The sequence below is a fragment of the Variovorax atrisoli 110B genome, assembly GCF_000382045.1.
GTDB lineage: Bacteria > Pseudomonadota > Gammaproteobacteria > Burkholderiales > Burkholderiaceae_C > Variovorax > Variovorax atrisoli.
In genome coordinates this window covers 288,613-310,540 of record NZ_KB907455.1, presented here as the reverse complement: position 1 = coordinate 310,540, position 21,928 = coordinate 288,613, and the positions used below count along the sequence as shown (strand labels likewise).

Sequence of the window (21,928 nt, the reverse complement as noted above, 5' to 3'; positions counted from 1 at the left end):
CACGGCCCGCAAAGGCCGAGGCGAGGCCTACAGGGAGTGCCTCGCCCGTCCTACCGGGCAGGCCGGGGCGACGGCGCAGGCTCGGTGGCTGTCAAAAGGAGTCCATGCATGAACAGCAAGAGCAACGCCGGCAAGGCGCAGCCCACCGACCCGCTGAAGGATGCCGGCGGCGGCGACACCAAGGTGGAGCAAGGCGGCGAATCGTCGCCGCGCCTGCCGCACGAGCGCGACCAGTCGTCCGACAGCCAGCAGACGCGGGAGGGCCGCCCGCCCGAGGTGGGCCGCAAGGCCCATGACGACGTGGAGCGCGGCTTGGTCGACACCGACCGCGGCCCGGTGACGGACCGCGTCTACAACGACAAGGTCAAGCGCTGACGACGCCGGCGAGCTGCCTGCGCATCTCGGAGATCACGGCGCCGTAGTCCTTGGCGTTGAAGATCGCGCTGCCGGCCACGAAGGTGTCGGCGCCCGCCGCGGCCACGCGCGCGATGTTGTCGGCCTTGATGCCGCCGTCCACCTCCAGGCGGATGTCGCGCCCGCTCTGCTCGATGCGCTTGCGCGCCTGCTCGATCTTGCGCAGGGCCGAGTCGATGAAGCTCTGGCCGCCGAAGCCGGGGTTGACGCTCATGATCAGGACGAGGTCGATGTCGTCGATCGCCCAGTCCAGCGCCTCCAGGCCCAGCCCGGGGTTGAACACCAGCCCGGCCTTGCAGCCGGCCGCCTTGATGGCCTGGATGCTGCGGTGCGTGTGGGGCGAGGCGTCGGGGTGGAAGCTGATGTAGTCGGCGCCCGCTTGCGCGAAAGAGGCCGCCAGTGCATCGACCGGCTGGATCATGAGGTGCACGTCGATCGGCACCGGCGTGCCGTCCGCCGTCTTGGCGTAGGGCTTGAGCGCCTGGCAGATCATCGGGCCGAAGGTCAGGTTCGGCACGTAGTGGTTGTCCATCACGTCGAAGTGGATCCAGTCGGCGCCGGCCGCGATCACGTCGGTCAGTTCTTTGCCGAGGTGCGCGAAGTCGGCGGACAGGATGGAGGGCGCGATGCGGAACGGGGTGCTCATAACCCTCGATTCTCGCAGCCGGCGCAAGCCCGACCAAAGGCCTCCGTTACCATCCGCCCCATGTCACACAGTCCCTTCAGCGTCCAGGTCGAACCGCGCTACCTGGCCGACCAGTCCTCGGCCAAGGACAACATCTACACCTTCTCGTACACGGTCACCATCACGAACACGGGTCCGGTGTCGGCCCAGCTGATCGCGCGCCACTGGCTGATCAACGACGCCTCGGGGCATTCGCAGGAGGTCAAGGGACTGGGCGTGATCGGCCAGCAGCCGCTGCTGGCGCCCGGCGAGACCTTCCGCTACACCAGCGGCTGCCGCCTGCAGGCCTCGAGCGGCACGATGCACGGCAGCTACTTCGTGGTGACGGAGGAAGGCGACCGCTTCGACGTGCCCATTCCGATGTTCGTGCTCGAGGCAGACATAGGCGGAGCACCGGTCTCCCGCGTCCTGCACTGATTTCCCCATGCGCTGATGCCCTGATGAGCACGGCGCGCCCGCTTTCTCCCCTTCTCCCCCGCCCCCCGACATGGCTGCCGCATCGCGCGACTTGCAGGGGCTGCTTGCCGGCCTCGATCCCTCGGCCGATGTGGCGCAGCGCCACATCTGGCTCATCGACATCTTCGACTGGGTGCGCGGCGACCGCGCCTCGCCACAGGCGGCCATCGGCCGCGTCCAGCTGCTGCTTGACGCCGTCGAGGCGCGGCCCGAGCTGCGCGAGCGGCTGCGCGCCTGGTGGCGCGTCTTCACGCAGACGGTCGACCTGACGACGCTGCTGGCCGACTACGGCTTCGCACCGCGCACCGCCTTCGCGAGCGAGCTGACGGAGAGGCTGCGCCGCAAGATCCTGCCCGGCACGCCCGAGACCACCGACGCCTCCGACCTGTTCCGCATGGTGCTGCCGGGCGTCTTCGACGCGGGCTGGATCGCGCTGCTCGACGAGACGCAGCTCGCCCGCATCGGCGCCCTGCTGGCCGGCGCCGCCCCCGACACCGACGGCGTGCCGCGCTGGCGCCACACGGTGATCGATGCCGTCACCTACTGCGCGAGCCAGGTGGTGGCGGCAGGCTTCTCGCCCGAGCTGCGCCTGCGCATGAGCGCCGACGCGGTCGGCAGCGCGCGCCCCTTCCACGCGCTGATGGCCGACCTGGACGAACTGCGCGAGCAGATGTTCGACCGCCCCGGCCAGCCGCGCGACGAGGAGGCCCTGCAGGCCGCCTTCATCGCCTTCCGCGACCGGCTGGACGCCTGCCGCGCGGCCGCCGCCTCGGTCTACACCCACCTGGAGGACAACGGCATCTCGGTGGGCCTGGTGTTCCGGCTGCGCCAGCTGCGCGAGCGGGTGCTGCGCATCCGCGAGCTGCTCGACTGCCTGATGGCGCCCAACCCCGGGCCCAGCGTGGCGCGGCTGGTGGGCCGGCTGGTGCTGGCCGGCGGCGAGCGCAACAGCATCCGGGCGCTGATCGCCTCCAATTCGTCGATGCTGGCCGCCAAGGTGACCGAGCGCAGCGCCGAGACCGGCGAGCACTACATCACCCGCGACCGCGCCAGCTACGTGCAGATGGTGAAGAAGGCGGCCGGCGGCGGGGCCTTCACCTCCCTCACGGTGCTGATGAAGTTCGGCATCTACGCGCTGGGCCTGTCGGCCTTCTGGAGCGGGCTGAGCGCGGGCCTGATGTATGCGGCCAGCTTCGTCGCGATCCAGCTGCTGCACCTGACGCTGGCCACCAAGCAGCCCGCGATGACCGCGCCGGCCCTGGCGGCCCGGCTGCGCGACATCAGGTCGGACGCGGGGGTGGACGATTTCGTCGACGAGGTCGCCAACCTGGTGCGCTCCCAGGTGGCGGCCGTGCTGGGCAACGTGCTGGTGGTGGTGCCGGCGACGGCGGCCGTCGCGCTGCTGATCCAGTTCGCGCTGGGCCGGCCGCTGCTGGACGCGGCGCATGCGGCCGCGACGCTGAAATCGCTCTCGCTGGCCGGGCCGACCGCTCTTTTTGCGGCAATCACCGGCATCCTGCTGTTTTCGGCCAGCATCGTCGCCGGCTGGACAGAAAACGCCTTTGTCCTGCATCGGATCGACTCTGCAATGCGTTACAACCCCCGCATCGGCGCTTTTCTCGGCGCCGCACGGGCTCGCCGCTGGGCCGACTTCATGCGCAAGAACATTTCAGGCTTCGCCTCCAACATCTCGCTGGGACTCATGCTCGGGCTGCTGCCCGCGGTCGCGGGTTTCTTCGGGCTCGGGCTGGACGTGCGGCACGTGACACTGTCGGCCGGACAGATCGCCGCCGCGGCGGCGTCCACCGGCCTGGCCGTGTTGCAGCAACCTGCGCTGTGGTGGGCGGTGGCGGCGATCCCGGTGATCGGCGCGCTCAATGTGAGCGTGAGTTTCTATTTCGCTTTCCGCCTGGCGCTGCGAGCGCACAGCGTGAGCCTGGACGACCGCGCACGCATCCGCAGCGCGATCTGGGCCCGCTGGCGCAGCCGGCCGGTGAGCTTTTTCCTGCCTGGACGAATTTGACGAGCTTACTCAACGATATGCTGGGTTTCTGGTCCGAGTGGGTGCGCCCCTCGGCCGGCCTGCCCACCGTGCTGTGGTCGCTGCTGCTGGCGGCCGCGGCGGCCTCCGGCCACCTCGTGCAACGCTACCTCGGGCTACCCAAGGTGATCGGCTACTCGCTGGTCGGCGCGGTGGTTGGTTTCGCGGGCTTCGAGGGCGCGATCTGGCCGCTGCGCGGCATCAGCCTCTTCCTGCTCGAACTCGCCGCGGCCGTTGTGCTGTTCGAGGCGGGCGGGCGCCTGCCGCTGCGCTGGTTCCGCCACAACCCGATGGTGCTGGTGCAGAGCCTGCTCGAAGCCACGCTGACCTACTTCGGCGTGTACTGGGTGCTCACGCTGCTGGGCCTGCCCGAGCCCGTGGCCAACCCGATCGCGCTGATGGCCATCGTCGCCTCGCCGGCGGTGCTCAGCCGCGTGATCATCGACACGCGCGGTGCCGGCCCGGTGACCGAGCGCGCGATGACGCTGGCCACGCTCAACACCTTCTATGCGCTGGCCCTGGGCTACGCGCAGGCCGGCCTGATCGAGCGCGCGCCGCAGACCCTGCTGCAGAAGCTCTACCCGGTGGCGGTGGTGCTGGGCCTGTCGTTCGTGGTGGGCGCGATCATGGCGCTGGCGCTGCGCTCGGCGCTGCGGGTGATGAGCCCGACGAGCGAGAACACCTCGATCCTGCTGCTGGCGATCATCGCGGCGGGCGCGGCGCTCACCGCGCATATCGGCGGCTCGGCGCCGCTGGCGGCTCTGATCGGCGGCGTGCTGCTCAAGACGCTGAATCCCAAGCCCTGGGCCTGGCAGCGGCAGCTGGGCACGGCCGCCTCGCTGCTGACCATGCTGATGTTCGTGCTGGTGTCCATCGTGGCCGCGCAGGCCGACTGGACGCTGCCGGTGGCCAGCGTGGTGCTGGCCGTGATCGCCGTGCGGCTGCTGACCAAGATCGCCGGCGTGGCTGTGGCCAACCCCGGCAGCGGCGCGAGCTGGAAGCAGGCCTTCTGGGTCGGGTGCGCGATGTCGCCGCTGTCGTCGATCGCCTTGCTCATCGCATCGAATTTCGCCACCGCCTCGCCGCTGCTGGGCACGATGATCACCCAGGTGGCCCTGCCCTCGATCCTGCTGATGGAGGTGGTGGGCGCGGTGCTCGCCACCGTGGCGATCCACGCGGTGGGAGAGAGCTCGGTACCCTGGGCGCCACGGGCCTTCAGCATCACGGAGGACACGCAGCGATGAGCACCACCGCAGCCACCCCCATCGATCCGGACAGCGACGACGTGCGCTCCGCACCGCTGCCTGCCGACCCGGCCAGCCGCGCGGTCAAGCTCGAGCCCTTCAACAAGTCGGAGGCGCTGTCGCTGGGCGTGGAGCTCGAGCTGCAGCTCGTGAACACGCACGACTACGACCTCGCCCCCTACGCCGAGGACATGCTGCGCCTGATGGCCCAGACCCCGCTGCCCGGCAGCGTGGTGCCCGAGATGACCTCGAGCATGATCGAGATCTCGACCGACATCTGCCACTCGGCGCAGGACGTGATCACGCAGCTCTCGCCCATCCGCGAGGCGCTGATCCGCAATGCCGACAAGCTCAACATCGCGGTGGTGGGCGGCGGCACGCATGCCTTCCAGCAGTGGCACGAGCGGCGCATCTACGACAAGCCGCGTTTTCGCGAGCTGTCGGAGCTGTACGGCTACCTGAGCAAGCAGTTCACCATCTTCGGCCAGCACGTGCACATCGGCTGCCCCGATGCCGACGCGGCGCTGCTGATGCTGCACCGCATGTCGCGCTACATCCCGCACTTCATCGCGCTGTCGGCGTCCTCGCCGTTCGTCCAGGGGCAGGACACGCAGTTCGACTCGGCGCGGCTGAACTCGGTGTTCGCCTTTCCGCTGTCGGGCCGCGCGCCCTTCACGCTGAGCTGGAAGGAGTTCGAGGCCTACTTCGAACGCATGACCCGCACCGGCGTCGTGCGCAGCATGAAGGACTTCTACTGGGACATCCGCCCCAAGCCCGAGTTCGGCACCATCGAGATCCGCGTGTTCGACACGCCGCTGACGGTGGAGCGCGCCGCCGCGCTCGCCGGCTACGTGCAGTCGCTGGCCGCATGGTTCCTGCAGGAGCAGCCCTTCGAGCCGACGGAAGACGACTACCTCGTCTACACCTACAACCGCTTCCAGGCCTGCCGCTTCGGCCTCGACGCGGTGTACGTCGACCCCGCCACCGGCCAGCACATGCCGCTGCGCGACCACATCCTGATGACCATGACCCAGCTCGAATGGCACAGCGAGGCGCTCAACGCCACGAAGGCGCTGGGCGAGCTGCGCACCAGCGTGGAAGCCAACCGCAACGACGCGCGCTGGCTGCGCGAGAAGCAGGGCAAGGAGCGGCTGCTGGCCGAGGTGGTGCGGCAGGCGGCGCTGAGGTTCCGGGGGCAGGCCTGAGCCGCGCCGCAGCGCTTATGCTCTCACCCCCATGGGTGAATTCGACCTGATCGCACGCTACTTCAAGCGCCCCGCCACGCGCTCGCCGCTGGGTGTGGGCGACGACTGCGCATTGCTCGCGCCGGCTGCCGGCATGCAGCTGGCCGTGTCCTCCGACATGCTGGTCGAGGGGCGGCATTTTCTTTCCACCGTCGATCCGGCGCGGCTGGGCCACAAGGCGCTGGCGGTGAACCTCAGCGACCTGGCGGCCTGCGGCGCGAAGCCGCTGGCCTTCACGCTCGCGCTGGCGCTGCCGGGCGTGGACGAGCCCTGGCTCGAAGGCTTCTCGCGCGGGCTGCTCGCGCTGGCCGATGCGCACGGCTGCGAGCTTGTGGGCGGCGACACCACGCGCGGCCCGCTCAACATCTGCATCACGGTGTTCGGGGAAGTGCCGGCGGGCGCCGCGCTGCTGCGCTCGGGCGCGCGCGCGGGCGACGACATCTGGGTGAGCGGGACGGTGGGTGACGCGCGGCTGGCGCTCGAGATGTTCCGCGGCACGATCTCGCTGCGCGCCGAGGCCTTCGAGTCGGCGCGCGAACGCATGGAACAGCCCACGCCGCGCGTGGCGCTCGGGCAGGCCCTGCGCGGCATCGCCACCTCGGCGGTGGACGTGAGCGACGGGCTGATCGGCGACCTGGGCCACATCCTCGCATCGAGCGGCGTGGGCGCCACGCTCGACGCCGATGCGACCACTGCGCTGATCTCGGTCGACACCGGCAACCTGGGCCGCGAAGTGCTGCGCACCTGCGCGCTGTCGGGCGGAGACGACTACGAGCTGGTGTTCACCGCGCCCGCTTCGGCACGCGAGGCCGTCATGCAGGCCGGCCTGGGCAGCGCCACGCGCGTCACGCGCATCGGCCGCATCGAGGCCGATGCGGGCCTGCGCATCGTAGACACGGCCGGCGCGACGGTGTCGCAGCGCTTCGGCTCGTTCGACCATTTCATCTAGTTTTCCTTCGGCGCCGCTTTCCCGGGAAGCACCGGGAAGCACCGAGGAGCCGGCGTTGCCGGGCCTCTGGTGTTGCCTCCGAAGGGGTTGGCCCGCGCGACACGAAGTGCGCGCAGCCTGGGGGAGAGCCTATCCCCCTCGCACCACCGCCTGCATCTTCTGCTGCGCCGCATTGATGGCGGCCGACTGGCCGTTCAACTGCTGCAGCATCTTGTTGAGCTCGGCCTGGACCGCCGGGTCGGTCACGGCGACGCTGCTGCCGCTGATCTGGATCTTCGACTTGTTCTTCTCGATGAAGTCGCCGATGGCCAGTGCACTGTCGAACACGTTGTCGAGCGCGGGGAACACCTCCTTGAAGGTGGCCGAGGGCGTGGTCACCGTCTTCTCATAGGCCTTGTCGTAGACCTGCTTGAGGTCGTCGGGCTGCTTGAGCTGCGCGTGCGCGGCGTCGGCCTTGGCGGACTGCTGGTCGAGCGCGGTGCGAAGGCCGCCGAGGCCTTCCTTCGCTGCCTTGAGGTCGTCGCGGCGCGCGGGCAGGTCGGCGATGGAGCGCAGCGCGCCCTTGGCCATGATCTGCGTCATGGGCTGGCTCACGGACTTGTTCATGCCCTCGTTGAAATCGGTGATCACCGCGTAGTGCTGTGCGTAGTCGCCGAACGAGGCTTTTTCTTCCGGCGTGGGCACCGGTACGCGCAGGCCGGGCTTGTCGAGCACGCGGGTCTGCAGGAAGGAGATGAAGGCCTTGCGCTGCTCGGCCTCCTTGTTGCCGCAGGCCACCAGCGCGAGGCTGAAGGCGACGAGGAGCGACATGGCCCCGAGACGTTGAATGAAAGTTCTCATGGGCCGAGCCCCCTCTGTGTTGTTGTTCCTGAAAAATTATAGGGAGCGCTTCAGCGCCTCCACGAAGGCACGCGCGGCGGCCGAGAGCGAGTGGCCGCGCTTGGTGACGATCGAGATGTCGCGCGCCACGCGCGGCGAGCTCAGCACCTTGATGACCAGCGACGGATCGGCCTCGGCGCGCGCGAAGGCCGAGGGCATGATCGACGCGCCCATGCCGGCCGCCGTCATCCAGATGGCGGTGGAGAGGAACGACACCTCGTTGACCACGTCGAGCGCCACGCCCGCCTCGGCGGCAGTGCCGTCGATGAGCGGCCGCACGCCGTAGCCCGGGCGCACGGTGATGAGGGGGTGGCCCGCCAGGTCGCTCCAGCGCACCACGCGGGCCTTGGCCAGCGGGTGGTCTTCGCGGCAGACCAGGGCGAGGTGGTCGCGCATGAGGCGCTGCACCTCGACCTCGGCGCCGGGCCGCTCCGGCGTGCCGATGCCGAAGTCCACGTGCTCGCCGATGATGCGCGAGACGAACTGGTCGGGCGCGCAGTCGTTCACCAGCACGCGCACGCCGGGGTGCTGCTCGTTGAAGGCGCGCATCGCATCGGGCAGCAGGAAGGCCGCGAGCGTGGGCGTGATGGCGAGCGTGACGCGCCCACGCTCGAGCGCGGCGAGTTCGCGGAAGTCGTTCGACAGCGAATCCACGTCGCGCAGGATGCGCTCGACCGTCACCATCATCTGCTCGGCCGCCGCCGTGGCCTTGAGCGAACGCGTGGTGCGGTCGAACAGTCGCGTGTCCAGCCCCTCCTCGAGCTGGCGGATCAGCATGCTCACCGCCGACTGCGTGACGAACAGCCGTTGCGCCGCCGCGCTGAGCTTCTTCAGCTGGTAGACGGCGAGGAACGCGCGCAGCTGGCGAATCGTAGGACTGAAGTTCGCATTCATCAGCAAACATGATATTTCATTAGAAATTTCTTGATTTACGAATGAATCCGCCCATCGTTCAATCGTCCGAAAGACGCATCACATTCAAGGAGACCCGATGCCCGCTGCACCTCTTGCACCCGGGAAGAGCGCGCTTCGCCGACGGCTGCTGCTGCTCACCGCGGCGGGCGCGGCGCTGACCGGCGGCAGGAGCTTCGCGCAGGCGCTCGCGCCGTCGCCGCAGCCCGGGGGCGACTTCCCGAACAAGCCGATCCGCCTCGTCGTGACCTTTCCTCCGGGCGGCAGCGCCGACGCGGTGATGCGCCTGCTGGTGCCGCGCCTCAACGACAAGCTGGGCCAGCCGGTGGTGATCGACAACAAGCCGGGCGCGGGCGGCAACGTCGGGCTCTCGCTGGTGGCGAAGGCGCCGGCCGACGGCTACACGCTGGGCCTGGGCGCCGCGGGCGCGCTGACGGCCAACGTGAGCCTCTATGCGCAGATGCCCTTCGATCCGGTGAAGGACTTCAAGCCCGTGGGCATGGTCGCGGCCACGCCCTTCGTGATCGTGGGGCATCCGTCGATCGCGGCGCGCACGCAGCGCGAGCTGATCGCGCTGGCGAAGGCGAGCCCCGGCACGCTGTCGATCGGCCATGGTGGCAACGGCACGGCCATGCACCTGTCGGCCGCGCTCTTCGCGCAGATGGCCGACGTGAAGCTGGTGGAGGTGCCCTATCGCGGCTCGGGGCCGGCAGCGCTCGATGCCATTGCGGGGCAGATTCCGCTCGCGCTGGTCGACCTGCCCGCATCGCTGCAGCAGATCAGGGCCGGCAAGCTCGTCGCCTTCGCGGTGACGAGCGCGCAGCGCGTGCCGATGCTGCCCGAGGTGCCCACGGTGGCCGAGGCCGGGCTCGCGGGCTACGACTCCACCGGCTGGTTCGGCGTGGTGGCGCCCACCGGCACGCCCGCGCCGGTCGTCGCGCGGCTCAACGCCGAGATCGATGCCGCGCTCGGCGACGAGCAGATCAAGGCCTCCATCCGCAACCTCGGTGCCGAGCCCGCACCGACCTCGCCCGCGGCCTTCGAGGCCTACATCCAGTCGGAAACGAAGAAGTGGGCGAAGGTGATCCAGACCGCCCGCATCCGGCTCGACTGACGACGACGCCACCGCCAGAGCATGACCGACCACAACCACACCTCCGCACTCGAGGCCGACGTGATGATCGTCGGCGCCGGCCCCGTGGGCCTGACCCTGGCCATGGACCTCGCCTCGCGCGGCGTCTCGGTCGTGATCTGCGAGACGCGCCGCTTCGCCGAGCCGCCGAACGTGAAGTGCAACCACGTGGCTTCGCGCACCATGGAGCAGTTCCGCCGCCTCGGCGTGGCGCAGAAGCTGCGTGACGCGGGCCTGCCGCCCGACTACCCGAACGACGTGGCGTTCCGCACCACCGTCACCGGCACCGAACTCACGCGCATCCCGATCCCGTGCCGGCGCGACCGCTACACCGAGACCGAAGGCCCCGACGCATGGTGGCCCACGCCCGAGCCGCCGCACCGCATCAACCAGATGTACCTGGAGCCGATCCTGCTGAAGCACACGGCCGCGCTGCCGGGCGTGCAGTTGCTCAACCGAACGCAGTTCGCAGGCTTCACGCAGGACGACGCCGGCGTGACCGCGATCGCCACCGACATGGACAGCGGCGTCACGCGCAGCATCCGCTGCCGCTACATGGTGGGCTGCGACGGCGGCTCGTCGGCCGTGCGCAAGCAGATCGGCGCGAAGCTCGAAGGCATGGCGGTGATCCAGCGCGTGCAGTCGACCTTCATCCGCGCGCCGGGGCTGCGCGCGCTCATCCCCGGCAAGCCGGCGTGGTCGTACTACGCGATGAACCCGCGCCGCTGCGGCACGATGTTCGCCATCGACGGGCACGAGACCTGGCTGGTGCACAACCACCTGAACGCGGAGGAGCCGGAGTTCGATTCGGTGGACCGCGACCAGTCGCTGCGCAACATCCTCGGCGTGGGCCCCGACTTCGAGTACGAGATCATCAGCAAGGAAGACTGGATCGGCCGCCGCCTCGTGGCCAACCGCTTCCGCGAGGGCCGCGTGTTCCTCGCGGGCGACGCGGCGCACCTGTGGGTGCCCTACGCGGGCTACGGCATGAATGCGGGCATCGCCGACGCGCTCAACCTCTCGTGGCTGCTGGGCGCTGTCGTGCAGGGCTGGGGCGACGAGGCCATGCTCGACGCCTACGAGGCCGAGCGCCTGCCGATCACCGAGCAGGTGTCGAACTTCGCGATGAACCATGCACAGAAGATGATCCGCGCGCGACGCGCGGTGCCGCAGAACATCGAGGAGCCCGGCTCCGCAGGCGACGCGCTGCGCGCCGAGGTCGGCCACGAGGCCTACGAGCTCAACGTGCAGCAGTTCTGCTGCGGCGGCCTGAACTTCGGCTACTTCTACAGCGGCTCGCCGATCATCGTGGCGGACGGCGAGCACACGGCACCGCCCTACTCCATGGGCGAGTTCACGCCCTCCACCGTGCCCGGCTGCCGCGCGCCGCATTTCTGGCTGGCCGACGGCCGCTCGCTCTACGACGCCTTCGGCCCTGGCTACACCATGCTGCGCTTCGACCGCAGCGTGGACGTGCGTCCGCTCGAACGCGCCGCGGCCGCCTACGACATGCCGCTCACCGTGCTCGACATCGAGACGGAGGACGTGCCCAAGGCCTACACGCACCGGCTCGTGCTGTGCCGCGCCGACCAGCACGTGGCCTGGCGCGGCGCGCACCTGCCGGCCGAGGTCTACGACCTGGTGGGCACGCTGCGCGGCGAGGGCCAGCGCGTCCGGGCGCGCCGCAAGGCGCTGGCGTGGGAAGGCGTGGTGGCCTGAACCTCCCGCAGCCTTGCCAGCTCACCAGCCGCGCCGCGCGACCACGCGGTACGCGAGCCACGCCGCTGCAGCGGGCGCGAACGCGAAGCCCGCGAACAGCCACACGGCCGCCGACTTCGCGCCGTCCACGCCGCCCGGCACGCTGAGCCCCGCCGCATTCGCCACCAGCCCCGCCACCGCCGCGCCCACGGCCATGCCGTAGAGCTGCACGGTGGTGATCGAGGCCGAGGCCAGGCCCTGCTCGCCCTTCGGCGCCAGCGACATCACGCGCGTGATCAGGTGCGGCCAGCCGATGCCCACGCCGAGCCCCACGGCCGCGAGCGCGATGGCGATCAGCACGGTCTGGGCGCCTGCGTCGACCGCGCCCGGCGAAGGCAGCAGCCACGCGAGCGCGAGCAGCCCCGGCGTGCAGGCCACCGGGCCCATGCGCAGCATGCGGTCGGCGCCCGCGCCGCTTCGGCCCGACGACAGCAGCGAGCCCGCGCTCCAGCCGCCCGCCATCGCGGCCGTGAGATAGCCCGCCGCCAGCGGCGAACGGCCGTGCAGCAGCTGCAGGAAGTACGGCACGAAGATCTCGGTGGTGCTGCCGATCAGCAGCAGCGCCACGCTGGCGTAGATGGCGCCCAGCGGCGCGCTCACCGCATAGGCGCCGCGCGGCAGCACGCGCACCGTGGCGCGGCCGTCGATGCGGGTGGCGACGAAACCGATGGCCAGCCCCGCCGCCACGCCGGCGGCCTGCCAGCGCAGGTCGGGCACGAGGCCGCTGGCCGCGATGGCGAGCACCGAGGCCGCGAGCAGGCCGATCTGCAATGCCGGCACGCGCGGCGGCGCGGCGGGCCGCTCGTGCCTCACGCCCATCGAGGGCCGCAGCTGCACGAGCACCAGCAGCGCCTGCGCCGCCGCCACCGGCAGCAGGAACCAGAAGGCCCAGCGCCAGTGCCCGGCCTGCGTGAAGAGCCCGCCCACGGCCGGACCGCACAGCGTGGCCACGCCCCACATGCCCGACACCAGCGCCACTGCGCGCGGCCACAGCCGCTGTTCGAACACCAGCTGGATCAGCCCGTAGCTCAGCGCCGCGAGCAGCCCGCCGCCCAGCCCCTGCACCGTGCGGCCCGCCAGCATCCACGGCATGGCCGGCGCGAGCGCACAGCCGATCGAGCCGGCGCTGAACACTGCCAGCGCCGCCAGGCAGGCGCCGCGCGGGCCGAGCACCGCGAGCAGCCGCACCGACAGCGTGGCGCCGAGGATCGAGCCGATCACGAAGAGCGTGGTGCTCCAGGCGTACCAGTCGAGCCCGCCGATCTCGCGCACCACCGAGGGCAGCACGGTGGTCACGATGTGCACGTTGACCGCGTGCAGCGCGACGCCGCCCGTGAGCGCCAGCGCGCGCCAGCCGTTGCGGCCGCTGAAGAGTTCGCCCCAGGCGGCGGTGGAAGTCGGCGGATGCAGGGCCGCGGAGGAAGAGGAAGGCGAGGAAGACGCGGAAGCCATGGGACGCGGGCCGGAAGGCACGAAGAAGCGGAACGAGCCCGGATACTAGGCGTGATAGGCCAATTAAACAAGCTATTGCTTTGATAAATAAACGTCGCCGCGCCGGCCCGACCCCGGATGCGCGACACTCCCTCCCCGATGCAAGCCGCTTCCCCCCATACTTCCTCTTCGTCTTCCTCGTCCACCACGACTTCCGGCGCCATGCCCCGCCCTCCGATGCGCCGCGCCACGCTGCGCTTCCTGCTGTCCCACCCCGCGCACTTCATCGCGCTGGGCTTCGGCTCGGGCATCTCGCGCATCGCGCCCGGCACGGTGGGCACGCTGTGGGCCTGGGTCGCGTTCTCGGTGATGCAGCTGTGGTTCACGCCGGCCGCCATCGGCTGGATCATCGCGGCCTCGCTGCCGATCGGCTGGTGGGCCTGCACCGTGACCGCGCGCGACATGAACGTGGCCGACCCCAGCCCCGTGGTGTGGGACGAAGTGGTCGCCTTCTGGATCGTGCTGTGGCTGGTCACGCCGGCGGGCCTGCTCGCGCAGACCGTCGCCTTCGCGCTCTTCCGCTTCTTCGATGCCGCCAAGCCGGGCCCGGTGGCCTGGGCCGATTCGCTCTTCAAGCAGCGCGACTCGACGGAGGTGGGCTGGTGGCGCGCAGGCTTCGGCATCATCCTTGACGACCTGGTGGCGGCCTTCTGCACGCTGCTGGTCATCGCGCTGTGGCGCGCGTGGTGAGCGCGATGATTTCCCTGTCTTCTTCTCCTGTTCTTCCTCCATGCAACTGAACAAAGCCCTCGCGGACCATGACACGCCCGAACTGGTCGTGGTGCTGGCCGAGCTGCTGCAGAAAAAACGCTGGATGCTGGCCACCGCCGAGAGCTGCACCGGCGGGCTGATCGGCGCCGCCTGCACCGACCTGGCGGGCTCGAGCGTGTGGTTCGAGCGCGGCTTCATCACCTATTCCAACGAGGCCAAGACCGAGCTGCTGGGCGTGGACGCAGGCGTGATCGCCGCGCACGGCGCAGTGAGCGAGCCGGTGGCGCGGGCCATGGCCACGGGTGCGATCGCGCATTCGCCCCCCTCGCGCGTGGCGCTGGCCGTGACCGGCGTGGCCGGCCCCACGGGGGGCACGCCCGAGAAGCCTGTGGGCACGGTGTGGTTCGGCTGGTCGGTGGACGGCGAGGTGCGCACCGAGCGCCGCCGCTTCGACGGCGACCGCGCCACGGTGCGCGCGGCCACGGTGCATCACGCGCTGCAGACGCTGGTCGAGCTGCTGCTCGCGCACTGAAGGCGCACCGAGCGCGCAGCTCAGGCCGCCATGAAGTCGCCCAGCGGCCGGCGCGGCGCGGGCGGCACCGGCGCCATCGGGTAGCCGACGCGGCACATCATCTGCAGCGTGGTGCTGTGCCTGTCTCGCGGCGGCGCAACGCCCAGCAGCATGTGGTGCGCGGCGGCGTGGTGCGGCGCCATCTCGGCGAACTCCTCCAGAGGCTGGCTCATCGGGTGCATGCCCAGGCCCAGGTCGGTGGCGCGCAGCTGCTGGCGCACGTAGGTGCGGCCTGCCGCGATCTGCTCGGTGCGGCTGTTGCCGCGCGTGCTGAGCCAGATGAAGCCCATGGCGGTGTTGGCCTGGTCCTCGTAGAGCTGCAGCGTCCGGCGGAAGGCCAGGCTGTCCTCCGGCGCGGGCCCGCTGCGGTCGAACCGGCCCAGTGCCACGGCCACGCGCAGCGCCGGGTCGTTGAGCGAGAGGCCGTCGCGGTGCGCGAGGATCTCCTGCGGGCCGACGCGCAGCAGCCGCAGGTTTTCCATCGCGGTGCCGGGCGTGGTGAGCTCCACGCGTGCCGCCTCCGCGCAGAGCTTGCGCAGCGCGAGCACGCGCGCCGTGTCCACCGTGCCGGCCGAATTCACGATGCCGCCCGCGGGCACCATCGAGGACAGGCCCTGCAGGACATCCGCGGACACCGGCCGCATGAGGTCGAAGCGCTGCTTGGGCGTGCGCCGCCGCAGCACCTGCGCGAACAGCGGATCGGGCACGCCGCCGCCTGCCAGCCGCAACCGCGCCACCGGGATGTGCGGCCATCGCACCGGCTCGCCGGTCAGCTCTCCTTGAGGCCACAGCTGCACGCTGGCCTGCACGCCGTGGTGGGCCAGCGCCATCACCAGCAGTTCGATGAAGGCGCCATGGCCGATGACCACCTGGCGGCCGAAGGGGTCGCTCTCGGGCTGCACGCGCTCGCGGTCGCAATACACCACGATGGCGTCGGGCTCGCGCAGGTCGACCAGCCAGGGCTGGCGGTTGTAGGCGGTGGGTGCGGTGACGGCGTAGGCGATGGCGCGCCTGCGCAGGTCGGGCTCGTCGCCGGGGCCGTTCCATATCTCCAGCGCTGCCGGCGGCACTTCCGAGTTCAGCCACCAGGTCGCCAGCGCGGCCGCACCCGCTGCCATGACGACGCCGCCTCCCAGCAGCCGCACGAAGTTTCTGCGCTCATCCATCGCGCGGATTATCGAAAGGGCGCCAACAGTTAACAATGGCTTAAGCTCCGCCGACCGCCCCGAGGAACCCAACAACCATGAGCCTTCCATGACCGCAGCCACCAACGCACAGACCATCGAGCGCTTCTACAGCGCCTTCGCCCGGCTGGACGCCCCCGCCATGGAAGCCTGCTACGCGCCCGACGCGGTGTTCGACGACGAGGCCTTCTCGCTGCGCGGGCGCCGCGAAGTGGGCGGCATGTGGCGCATGCTGGCCGGCGGCACCAAGGCCAAGGGCGCCGACGTGTGGAAGCTCACCTGGCGCGACGTGAAGGCCGACGACAGCACCGGCAGCGCCCACTGGGACGCGCACTACCGCTTCACCGCCACCGGGCGCATCGTCGACAACAGCATCGACGCACGCTTCACCTTCACGCCCGACGGGCTGATCGCCACGCACCGCGACAGCTTCCCCTTCTGGACCTGGTCGCGCCAGGCGCTCGGTGCGCCGGGCCTGCTGCTCGGCTGGTCGCCGATGCTGCGCAAGAAGGTGCGCGCCACCGCCGCAGCCAACCTCGCAACCTTTCTCGCACGACAGCCATGAGCACCAACGACACCGCCCTCGCCCTCTCCAACAACGAAGCGCAGCACCGCTACGAGGCCACCCTCGACGGCAAGCTGGCCGGCTATGCCGAATACAACCTGCTGACCGACGCGATCATGTTCACCCACACGGAGGTGCTGCCCGAATTCGAGGGCAAGGGCGTGGGCTCGGGCATCGCGAAGCACGTGCTCGGAGAGGCGCGCGCCAAGGGGCTGCACGTGATTCCGGTGTGCCAGTTCATCGCAGGCTACATCCGCAAGCATCGCGAGTACGCCGACCTGGTGCGACCCGATATCCAGCGCGCCTTCAAGATTTGAACGTGATTTGAACGTGGCTCGCCCCCAGGCTTCGCGCACTTCGTGTCGCTTCGCCAACCCCCTTCCGGGGGCAACACCAGCGGCCCGGCAAAGCCGGTTCCGCGGTGTTCCTTGATCAGGCTTGGGTGTTCTTCGGCGCGGGCAACCAGGCGAAGGCGGCGATGCCCGCCAGCAGCAGCGCAGCGATCGTGCCCAGCACGGCTGTCAGCGGGTCGGCGCCGTGCGCCGCTGCAATCGATGCGGCCACGCCGGTGCCCCACTGCATGAGCGCCACGCCGAGGAACATCGCCATCGTGAACACGGCCATCGCGCGGCCGGTGAGCGTGGCCGGATAGGCGCCGCGCACGTCGGCGTACTGCCAGACGATGAAGCCCGAGAGCACGCCGATCAGCACCATGCCGGCGATGTCGAGCCATGCCGAGTGCAGCACGGCGATCAGCGCGAAGAGTCCCGCATAGCCGAGGCAGCAGACCGTGATCCAGCGGCGGCGCGAAGCGGCGTCTTCGCGGTCGAGGCGGCCGAAGAGCGGCGCGCCGACGAGCGAGATCACCGACACCGCCAGCGCCACGTTGCCGCTCTGCACCAGCGAGTAGCCGTGGCGCTCCATCATCAGCGGCCCCAGCCAGAGGCCGCGCAGCGAGATGAAGGCCGCATACGTGACGGCGCCCAGCACCATGATGCCGAGCGTGTGCGGCATCGCGAAGAGCGCGCCGAACTGGCGGATCGCCTCGGGGATCGACTCCCGCCTGCCGTCGGAAGCCACGGCGGGCTCGTGCACCCAGAACCAGATCGCCAGCCACGCCAGCGCCGCAGCGAGAGCCAGCACCAGGAAGCCCGCGCGCCATGAGTACGCCTGCACCAGCCACGCCAGCGGCGTGCCGGTGACCAGCATGCCCACGCCGCCGATGGCCAGCACCATGCCCGACACGGTGGCGAAGCGCGCCGCCGGAAAGTGCCGCGCGATGAACACCGTGCACACCAGGAAGGCCGGCGCGCAGCCCACGCCGATCAGCGCCTGCCCCGCCACCAGCATCAGGTAGCTGGACGACACCGCCGACAGCAGCGCGCCCGCGATCGCGACCGGAAAGGCCACCAGCACCGTGCGGCGCACGCCGTGCAGGTCGATGCCGATGCCCATGAAGAGCTGCATCGCGCCGAACGCGAAATGAAAAGCCCCCGAGAAGATCCCGAGGGCCTGTGCGGAAAGATGGAAATCGGCCTGCAGCGGACTTGCCATGATGGCGCCCACCGTGCGGAACGCCTGGCTCAGCGCGACCCCGGCGCACAGCGCCAGGACCATCGCCCAGGCCGCGCGCGGCGTCAGCGGCTCGGCGGCCGGAGGCGGCGGCAGCGGCGCATCGGAGTTCATTCAGGAATACCGCGGAACCGGCTTCGCCGGCCCGCAGGTATTGCCCCCTGGAAGGGGGTTGGCGAAGCGACACGAAGTGCGCGAAGCCGGGGGTGAGCCAAGTCACTCACCGTGGCACTTCTTGTATTTCTTGCCGCTGCCGCAGGGGCAGGGGTCGTTGCGGCCCGGCTCGGGTTGCTTGCGGATCGTCTCGGCCTTGGGCCCGAGGCTCTTCCAGAGCTGGCGCAGGTCGTACACCGCCCAGATGGCGGCGCCGAAATCGTCGAGCCGCTGCTGGCTCACGCTGGGCGGGGCGTCGTCGCTGTACATCGACAGCACGGGCTTGCCGGTGTCGTCCTCGGTGAGGGCGACGATGTTGTCGAGCGCGTCGTTCAGCATGCGCGCGGCGTCCTTGTCGCGCGGCTCGGCCCAGTCTTCGGGCCAGTTCTCCACGGCGTACATGAAGCCCAGCGCCCAGACCTGGGCGAAGGAAGGAATGGCCTCGCCGGCCACTTCGGCGCGCTCCTCCTCCGGCAGCGAGGCGATGGCGCCGCGGGTGTCGAGCACCTCGGGCTGCCAGCTGCGCTCGTCGTCAAGCGATTCGACGGGAGCGTCGAGGCCTTCCTCGATCTCGATCCAGCGGCGCTTCCAGTTCCAGACGAACTCCATGTGCTGGGCGGACGAGAAGTTCTCGCCCAGGAGCACGGGCCAGTATTCGGACGGCATGATGGGCCGGCGGGTGCAGATCAGGGCGGCCATGAAGCCTTCGCAGAACTCCCACTGGGGGATTTCCTCGTCGTGCTCGCGCATGGCGTCGAGGGCCTGGTCGAGGGCGTCGAAATCGTCGGGACCGAGGGGGGTGCGGGCTGCGGGGGTGCTGTCGGGGGGCGAAATGGGGTCGGGAATGGTCGTCATGGCAAGTTCGGGGCAGCCCTCTATGATGCAGCAGGCCGCGGCCGAGACTATTTCTTCTATGCCCACGATTATTCCGTTTCCGACGCGCTACAGCGCTTTCGCCCTGTGCGTGGTCGGTCTGGTGGCCTGCCTGGCCTTCGTGCTGGTCTCGCCGCATCTCTGGCTGGCCTGGATCGGCGTGGTAGTATTTGCGGTACTCGCAGGTACCGGCGTGCACGACCTGCGGCAGGCCCGGCACGCCATCCTGCGCAACTATCCGGTGATCGGGCACCTGCGCTTTCTGCTGGAGTTCATCCGGCCCGAGATGCGGCAGTACTTCATCGAGAGCGACTCCGAGGCCGCGCCCTTCTCGCGCGCCCAGCGCTCGCTGGTGTACCAGCGCGCCAAGGGCGACCCCGACAACCGCCCCTTCGGCACGCAGCTGGACGTGACCCTCGCGGGCTACGAGTGGATCAACCATTCGATGCGCCCGACGAAGCTGGCGGGCCACGACTTCCGCATCGTGATCGGCGGCACGCAGCAGCCGGGGGGTGCGAATCCGGCGCAACCGGCCGACGCCGGGCCGCCCCAAGGCGGCCGAGCCTCCCCGTCGGGGGGTGGCGAAGCACACGCAGTGGCGAGCAGGGGGGCCAACCATCCTTGCACCCAGCCCTACAGCGCGAGCGTTTTCAACATCTCGGCCATGAGCTTCGGTGCGCTGTCGGCCAACGCGATCCTCGCGCTCAACAAGGGCGCGAAGATGGGCGGCTTCGCGCACGACACCGGCGAAGGCTCGATTTCGCAGCACCATCGCGTGCACGGCGGCGACCTGATCTGGGAGATCGGCTCGGGCTACTTCGGCTGCCGCAACGACGACGGCAGCTTCAGCGAGGAGCGCTTCACCGCCAATGCGCGCGACCCGCAGGTGAAGATGATCGAGATCAAGCTGAGCCAGGGCGCCAAGCCCGGCCACGGCGGCGTGCTGCCGGCCCCCAAGGTCACGCCCGAGATCGCGGCCGCGCGCGGCGTGCCGGTGGGCGTGGACTGCATCTCGCCGGCCTCGCACAGCGCCTTCTCCACGCCGACCGAGATGATGCATTTCGTCGCCAGGCTGCGCGAGCTCTCGGGCGGCAAGCCCACCGGCTTCAAGTTCTGCCTGGGCCATCCGTGGGAATGGTTCGGCATCGTCAAGGCGATGCAGGCCACCGGCATCACGCCCGACTTCATCGTGGTCGACGGCGCCGAGGGCGGCACCGGCGCGGCGCCGGTCGAGTTCAGCGACCACGTGGGCGCGCCGCTGCAGGAAGGCCTGCTGCTGGTGCACAACACGCTGGTGGGCGTGAACCTGCGGCACCGCATCAAGATCGGCTGCGCCGCCAAGGTGATCACCGCCTTCGACGTGGCACGCATGATGGCGCTGGGCGCCGACTGGTGCAACGCCGCGCGCGGCTTCATGATGGCCCTGGGCTGCATCCAGGCGCAGAGCTGCCACACCGGCCACTGCCCCACGGGCGTGACCACGCAGGACCCGCTGCGCCAGAAGGCGCTGGTGGTGCCGACCAAGGCCGAGCGGGTGCACAACTTCCACCGCAGCACGCTGCATGCGCTGCAGGAGCTGGTGCAGGCCGCAGGCCTCGACCATCCGCAGCAGATCACCGCACATCACATCGTGCGCCGCATCTCCGACACCGAGGTGCGCCTGCTGAGCAACCTGGTGATGCAGGTGCAGCCGGGCGCGTTGCTCGGCCCGCTCGACGAGCAGCACAATGTCTTCCGTACCTACTGGCCGCTGGCCAGTGCAGAGAGTTTCCAGCCCGTCACCCAGGGCCCGAAAGGGCTGGTGGAGGGCTTTGCAATGGCCGCATGAATCCACTGAGTAGAGGCGCCGGCCGGCGCCTGCAATCGCGCAAGGGCGCAGCTTCGGCGCCCGCGCCCCTCGACGCAGTCTCCCCGAACCCGCCCGCGCCCGGCGACTACGCGGAGTTCCTGCGCATCACCCTGCCGCAGCAGAAGAAGAACGTGGCCAGCCACCGCTTCGGCAGCGAGCGCGTGTGGCTCAAGAAGGCCGGCCCGCGCCACGGCAAGTGGGGCTACCGCGTGATGGCGGCGGTCGCACGCATGGCGCGCCTGGACATCATCAAGCCCGTGCCCAACCCCGGCGGCGAGGCCGCCATCGCCACCGAGGCGCGCCGCCTCAAGCAGCTCGCGGCGGCAGGCCTGCGCGTTCCCGTGGTGCTCGCACAGCAGCCCGACGGCCTGCTGATCTCCGACCTCGGCGAAAGCGGCCGCGCGACGGTCGTGCTGCAGGAGCGGCTCGACCAGGCCGCGGCCGCCGGCCCCGCCGCGCTGCTGTCGGTATGGCGCGAGGGCCTCGCAGCCATCGCCGCCGTGCACGTGTGCGGACAGCACCTGAGCCAGGCCTTCGACCGCAACCTCGTGCAGTGCCCCGACGGCGTGATCGGCTACATCGACTTCGAGGACGACCCCGCCGAGGTCATGACCCTGGCCGAATGCCAGGCCCGCGACTGGCTCAGCTACCTGCACTCGACCGCCATGATGCTCGAGGCCGCGGCCCCGCAGGCCGCCGGCCAGCACTGGCACGCGGCCCTGGCCGGCGTGGGCGAAGAGGTGCGCGAGCGCATCGCCAACGCCGCGAGGCGCATGAAGTGGGCGCAGAAGCTGCCGGCCAGCCGTCGCTGGGGGCGCGACACGCAGCGCGTGCGGGCGGTGGCGCGGCTGCTGGGGCGGTGGCATCTGCAGTCTGCCAATGGGGTGCAGCACTAGCGGCGGCCGAGGCGCTTCTGCCGCCACTTGCGGAACAGCCGGTCGCCGAGCCAGCCTCCAGCGGGCAATGCGCCAAGCTGGATGGCAAGCGCAACCATATACGCGCGACTCAAGTCGTCGTCATTCTTCGCGAAGTTGAGTTCGTACCAATGGCCCACCGGGCCGATGAGCTTGTAGAAGAAGAGCCCGAGCATGCCCGCTCCGGCAACGATGAAAAGCACTCGGATTGCAGGGCTCATGACGCGATTCGGAAGAAGCTGCCCACGGGGCGGGGTGTCGCCGAGCGCCATTCGACATATGGAAACTGGCAGCGACGCGGCAGCCTTCTTGCAAGGCCCCAAAGCAACCG

22 protein-coding genes are annotated in these 21,928 nt (G+C 70.1%); 14 read left to right on the top strand and 8 right to left on the bottom strand.

Translation table 11 applies throughout. The annotated features are described in order from the left end of the window. Positions 1–108 precede the first annotated feature (108 nt). Positions 109–375 (top strand): hypothetical protein, encoded by a 267-nt coding sequence (locus tag G369_RS0119270; protein WP_019655663.1) that lies wholly within the window; start codon positions 109–111, stop codon positions 373–375. On the opposite strand, the gene rpe is transcribed toward G369_RS0119270, so the two are convergent. Next, positions 365–1,060, bottom strand: coding sequence for a ribulose-phosphate 3-epimerase (rpe, locus tag G369_RS0119265; protein WP_019655662.1), 696 nt, complete (start codon positions 1,058–1,060; stop codon positions 365–367). The genes G369_RS0119270 and rpe overlap by 11 nt on opposite strands. 60 nt (positions 1,061–1,120) lie before the next feature. Between rpe and apaG the strand changes: the two genes are divergently transcribed. From apaG to thiL, 5 genes are all read left to right on the top strand, one after another. After that, a complete protein-coding gene (gene apaG, locus G369_RS0119260) occupies positions 1,121–1,516 on the top strand; it encodes a Co2+/Mg2+ efflux facilitator ApaG/CorD (protein ID WP_019655661.1) in 396 nt (131 codons plus the stop codon). 70 nt (positions 1,517–1,586) lie between these two features. Continuing rightward, complete coding sequence (tlpB, locus tag G369_RS38625; protein WP_019655660.1) at positions 1,587–3,578, top strand: transporter-like protein TlpB; 1,992 nt, start codon at positions 1,587–1,589, stop codon at positions 3,576–3,578. Between the two features lie 17 nt (positions 3,579–3,595). After that, entirely contained in the window at positions 3,596–4,840 is a 1,245-nt protein-coding gene (locus G369_RS0119250) for a cation:proton antiporter (protein ID WP_038115212.1), read from the top strand. Then, positions 4,837–6,045, top strand: coding sequence for a YbdK family carboxylate-amine ligase (locus tag G369_RS0119245; protein WP_019655658.1), 1,209 nt, complete (start codon positions 4,837–4,839; stop codon positions 6,043–6,045). Before G369_RS0119250 ends, G369_RS0119245 begins: the two co-directional genes overlap by 4 nt. Positions 6,046–6,076: 31 nt before the next feature. Further along, positions 6,077–7,033 carry a thiamine-phosphate kinase gene (gene thiL / locus G369_RS0119240; protein WP_019655657.1) on the top strand — a complete coding sequence of 319 codons (957 nt, stop codon included), beginning with the start codon at positions 6,077–6,079 and terminating at the stop codon, positions 7,031–7,033. A gap of 129 nt (positions 7,034–7,162) precedes the next feature. Here thiL and G369_RS0119235 read toward each other — a convergent pair whose 3' ends face one another. Together G369_RS0119235 and G369_RS0119230 are read right to left on the bottom strand one after the other, a co-directional pair. Further along, on the bottom strand, positions 7,163–7,873 hold the full coding sequence (locus G369_RS0119235; protein ID WP_019655656.1) for a DUF3053 domain-containing protein: 711 nt from the start codon (positions 7,871–7,873) through the stop codon (positions 7,163–7,165). 36 nt (positions 7,874–7,909) lie between these two features. Next, the gene (locus tag G369_RS0119230; RefSeq protein WP_019655655.1) at positions 7,910–8,806 is read right to left on the bottom strand and encodes a LysR family transcriptional regulator; all 897 of its coding nucleotides are present in this window, start codon (positions 8,804–8,806) and stop codon (positions 7,910–7,912) included. A 97-nt stretch (positions 8,807–8,903) separates the two neighbouring features. On the opposite strand from G369_RS0119230, the gene G369_RS0119225 reads away from it, so the two are divergent. Both G369_RS0119225 and G369_RS0119220 read left to right on the top strand, forming a co-directional pair. After that, positions 8,904–9,938, top strand: coding sequence for a Bug family tripartite tricarboxylate transporter substrate binding protein (locus G369_RS0119225; RefSeq protein WP_019655654.1), 1,035 nt, complete (start codon positions 8,904–8,906; stop codon positions 9,936–9,938). Positions 9,939–9,959: 21 nt separating this feature from the next. Next, complete coding sequence (locus G369_RS0119220) at positions 9,960–11,675, top strand: FAD-dependent oxidoreductase (protein WP_019655653.1); 1,716 nt, start codon at positions 9,960–9,962, stop codon at positions 11,673–11,675. Between the two features lie 21 nt (positions 11,676–11,696). Here G369_RS0119220 and G369_RS0119215 read toward each other — a convergent pair whose 3' ends face one another. After that, complete coding sequence (locus G369_RS0119215; RefSeq protein ID WP_019655652.1) at positions 11,697–13,166, bottom strand: MFS transporter; 1,470 nt, start codon at positions 13,164–13,166, stop codon at positions 11,697–11,699. Positions 13,167–13,367: 201 nt separating this feature from the next. Here G369_RS0119215 and G369_RS0119210 point away from each other — a divergent pair, with 201 nt between their 5' ends. Both G369_RS0119210 and G369_RS0119205 read left to right on the top strand, forming a co-directional pair. Then, on the top strand, positions 13,368–13,895 hold the full coding sequence (locus G369_RS0119210) for a phosphatidylglycerophosphatase A family protein (protein ID WP_026346494.1): 528 nt from the start codon (positions 13,368–13,370) through the stop codon (positions 13,893–13,895). 40 nt (positions 13,896–13,935) lie between these two features. Then, the gene (locus tag G369_RS0119205) at positions 13,936–14,448 is read left to right on the top strand and encodes a CinA family protein (RefSeq protein ID WP_019655650.1); all 513 of its coding nucleotides are present in this window, start codon (positions 13,936–13,938) and stop codon (positions 14,446–14,448) included. Between the two features lie 20 nt (positions 14,449–14,468). Here G369_RS0119205 and G369_RS0119200 read toward each other — a convergent pair whose 3' ends face one another. Beyond that, positions 14,469–15,653, bottom strand: a complete 1,185-nt coding sequence (locus tag G369_RS0119200) for an Acg family FMN-binding oxidoreductase (RefSeq protein ID WP_038115207.1) — start codon at positions 15,651–15,653, stop codon at positions 14,469–14,471. A gap of 88 nt (positions 15,654–15,741) precedes the next feature. Here G369_RS0119200 and G369_RS0119195 point away from each other — a divergent pair, with 88 nt between their 5' ends. After that, positions 15,742–16,236, top strand: coding sequence for a nuclear transport factor 2 family protein (locus tag G369_RS0119195; protein WP_019655648.1), 495 nt, complete (start codon positions 15,742–15,744; stop codon positions 16,234–16,236). After that, complete coding sequence (locus G369_RS0119190; RefSeq protein ID WP_019655647.1) at positions 16,233–16,553, top strand: GNAT family N-acetyltransferase; 321 nt, start codon at positions 16,233–16,235, stop codon at positions 16,551–16,553. Before G369_RS0119195 ends, G369_RS0119190 begins: the two co-directional genes overlap by 4 nt. A gap of 115 nt (positions 16,554–16,668) precedes the next feature. Here the strand turns inward: G369_RS0119190 and G369_RS0119185 are convergent, their stop codons facing one another. Further along, complete coding sequence (locus G369_RS0119185; RefSeq protein ID WP_038115287.1) at positions 16,669–17,853, bottom strand: MFS transporter; 1,185 nt, start codon at positions 17,851–17,853, stop codon at positions 16,669–16,671. Positions 17,854–18,024: 171 nt separating this feature from the next. Beyond that, positions 18,025–18,816 carry a YecA/YgfB family protein gene (locus tag G369_RS0119180; protein WP_019655645.1) on the bottom strand — a complete coding sequence of 264 codons (792 nt, stop codon included), beginning with the start codon at positions 18,814–18,816 and terminating at the stop codon, positions 18,025–18,027. Positions 18,817–18,874: 58 nt separating this feature from the next. Between G369_RS0119180 and G369_RS0119175 the strand changes: the two genes are divergently transcribed. Beyond that, positions 18,875–20,662, top strand: coding sequence for an FMN-binding glutamate synthase family protein (locus tag G369_RS0119175; protein WP_019655644.1), 1,788 nt, complete (start codon positions 18,875–18,877; stop codon positions 20,660–20,662). After that, positions 20,659–21,579: a BUD32 family EKC/KEOPS complex subunit gene (locus G369_RS0119170; RefSeq protein WP_019655643.1), complete on the top strand. Its 921-nt coding sequence runs from the start codon at positions 20,659–20,661 to the stop codon at positions 21,577–21,579. The genes G369_RS0119175 and G369_RS0119170 overlap by 4 nt, the downstream gene beginning before the upstream one ends. On the opposite strand, the gene G369_RS0119165 is transcribed toward G369_RS0119170, so the two are convergent. Beyond that, on the bottom strand, positions 21,576–21,818 hold the full coding sequence (locus G369_RS0119165) for a hypothetical protein (RefSeq protein ID WP_038115284.1): 243 nt from the start codon (positions 21,816–21,818) through the stop codon (positions 21,576–21,578). The two genes, G369_RS0119170 and G369_RS0119165, sit on opposite strands and share 4 nt — an antisense overlap. Between the last annotated feature and the right edge of the window lie 110 nt (positions 21,819–21,928).

Excerpts from the sequence above, each read along its gene's own strand:
- G369_RS0119230 (WP_019655655.1), bottom strand. The coding sequence starts at position 8,806 with ATGAATGCGAACTTCAGTCCTACGATTCGCCAGCTGCGCGCGTTCCTC.
- G369_RS0119180 (WP_019655645.1), bottom strand. The coding sequence starts at position 18,816 with ATGACGACCATTCCCGACCCCATTTCGCCCCCCGACAGCACCCCCGCA.
- G369_RS0119190 (WP_019655647.1), top strand. The coding sequence starts at position 16,233 with ATGAGCACCAACGACACCGCCCTCGCCCTCTCCAACAACGAAGCGCAG.
- tlpB (WP_019655660.1), top strand. The coding sequence starts at position 1,587 with ATGGCTGCCGCATCGCGCGACTTGCAGGGGCTGCTTGCCGGCCTCGAT.
- rpe (WP_019655662.1), bottom strand. The coding sequence starts at position 1,060 with ATGAGCACCCCGTTCCGCATCGCGCCCTCCATCCTGTCCGCCGACTTC.
- G369_RS0119170 (WP_019655643.1), top strand. The coding sequence starts at position 20,659 with ATGAATCCACTGAGTAGAGGCGCCGGCCGGCGCCTGCAATCGCGCAAG.
- G369_RS0119235 (WP_019655656.1), bottom strand. The coding sequence starts at position 7,873 with ATGAGAACTTTCATTCAACGTCTCGGGGCCATGTCGCTCCTCGTCGCC.
- G369_RS0119245 (WP_019655658.1), top strand. The coding sequence starts at position 4,837 with ATGAGCACCACCGCAGCCACCCCCATCGATCCGGACAGCGACGACGTG.
- G369_RS0119225 (WP_019655654.1), top strand. The coding sequence starts at position 8,904 with ATGCCCGCTGCACCTCTTGCACCCGGGAAGAGCGCGCTTCGCCGACGG.
- G369_RS0119270 (WP_019655663.1), top strand. The coding sequence starts at position 109 with ATGAACAGCAAGAGCAACGCCGGCAAGGCGCAGCCCACCGACCCGCTG.
- G369_RS0119250 (WP_038115212.1), top strand. The coding sequence starts at position 3,596 with ATGCTGGGTTTCTGGTCCGAGTGGGTGCGCCCCTCGGCCGGCCTGCCC.
- G369_RS0119215 (WP_019655652.1), bottom strand. The coding sequence starts at position 13,166 with ATGGCTTCCGCGTCTTCCTCGCCTTCCTCTTCCTCCGCGGCCCTGCAT.
- apaG (WP_019655661.1), top strand. The coding sequence starts at position 1,121 with ATGTCACACAGTCCCTTCAGCGTCCAGGTCGAACCGCGCTACCTGGCC.
- G369_RS0119205 (WP_019655650.1), top strand. The coding sequence starts at position 13,936 with ATGCAACTGAACAAAGCCCTCGCGGACCATGACACGCCCGAACTGGTC.
- G369_RS0119185 (WP_038115287.1), bottom strand. The coding sequence starts at position 17,853 with ATGGTCCTGGCGCTGTGCGCCGGGGTCGCGCTGAGCCAGGCGTTCCGC.
- G369_RS0119175 (WP_019655644.1), top strand. The coding sequence starts at position 18,875 with ATGCCCACGATTATTCCGTTTCCGACGCGCTACAGCGCTTTCGCCCTG.
- G369_RS0119195 (WP_019655648.1), top strand. The coding sequence starts at position 15,742 with ATGACCGCAGCCACCAACGCACAGACCATCGAGCGCTTCTACAGCGCC.
- G369_RS0119220 (WP_019655653.1), top strand. The coding sequence starts at position 9,960 with ATGACCGACCACAACCACACCTCCGCACTCGAGGCCGACGTGATGATC.
- thiL (WP_019655657.1), top strand. The coding sequence starts at position 6,077 with ATGGGTGAATTCGACCTGATCGCACGCTACTTCAAGCGCCCCGCCACG.
- G369_RS0119200 (WP_038115207.1), bottom strand. The coding sequence starts at position 15,653 with ATGGATGAGCGCAGAAACTTCGTGCGGCTGCTGGGAGGCGGCGTCGTC.
- G369_RS0119165 (WP_038115284.1), bottom strand. The coding sequence starts at position 21,818 with ATGAGCCCTGCAATCCGAGTGCTTTTCATCGTTGCCGGAGCGGGCATG.
- G369_RS0119210 (WP_026346494.1), top strand. The coding sequence starts at position 13,368 with ATGCCCCGCCCTCCGATGCGCCGCGCCACGCTGCGCTTCCTGCTGTCC.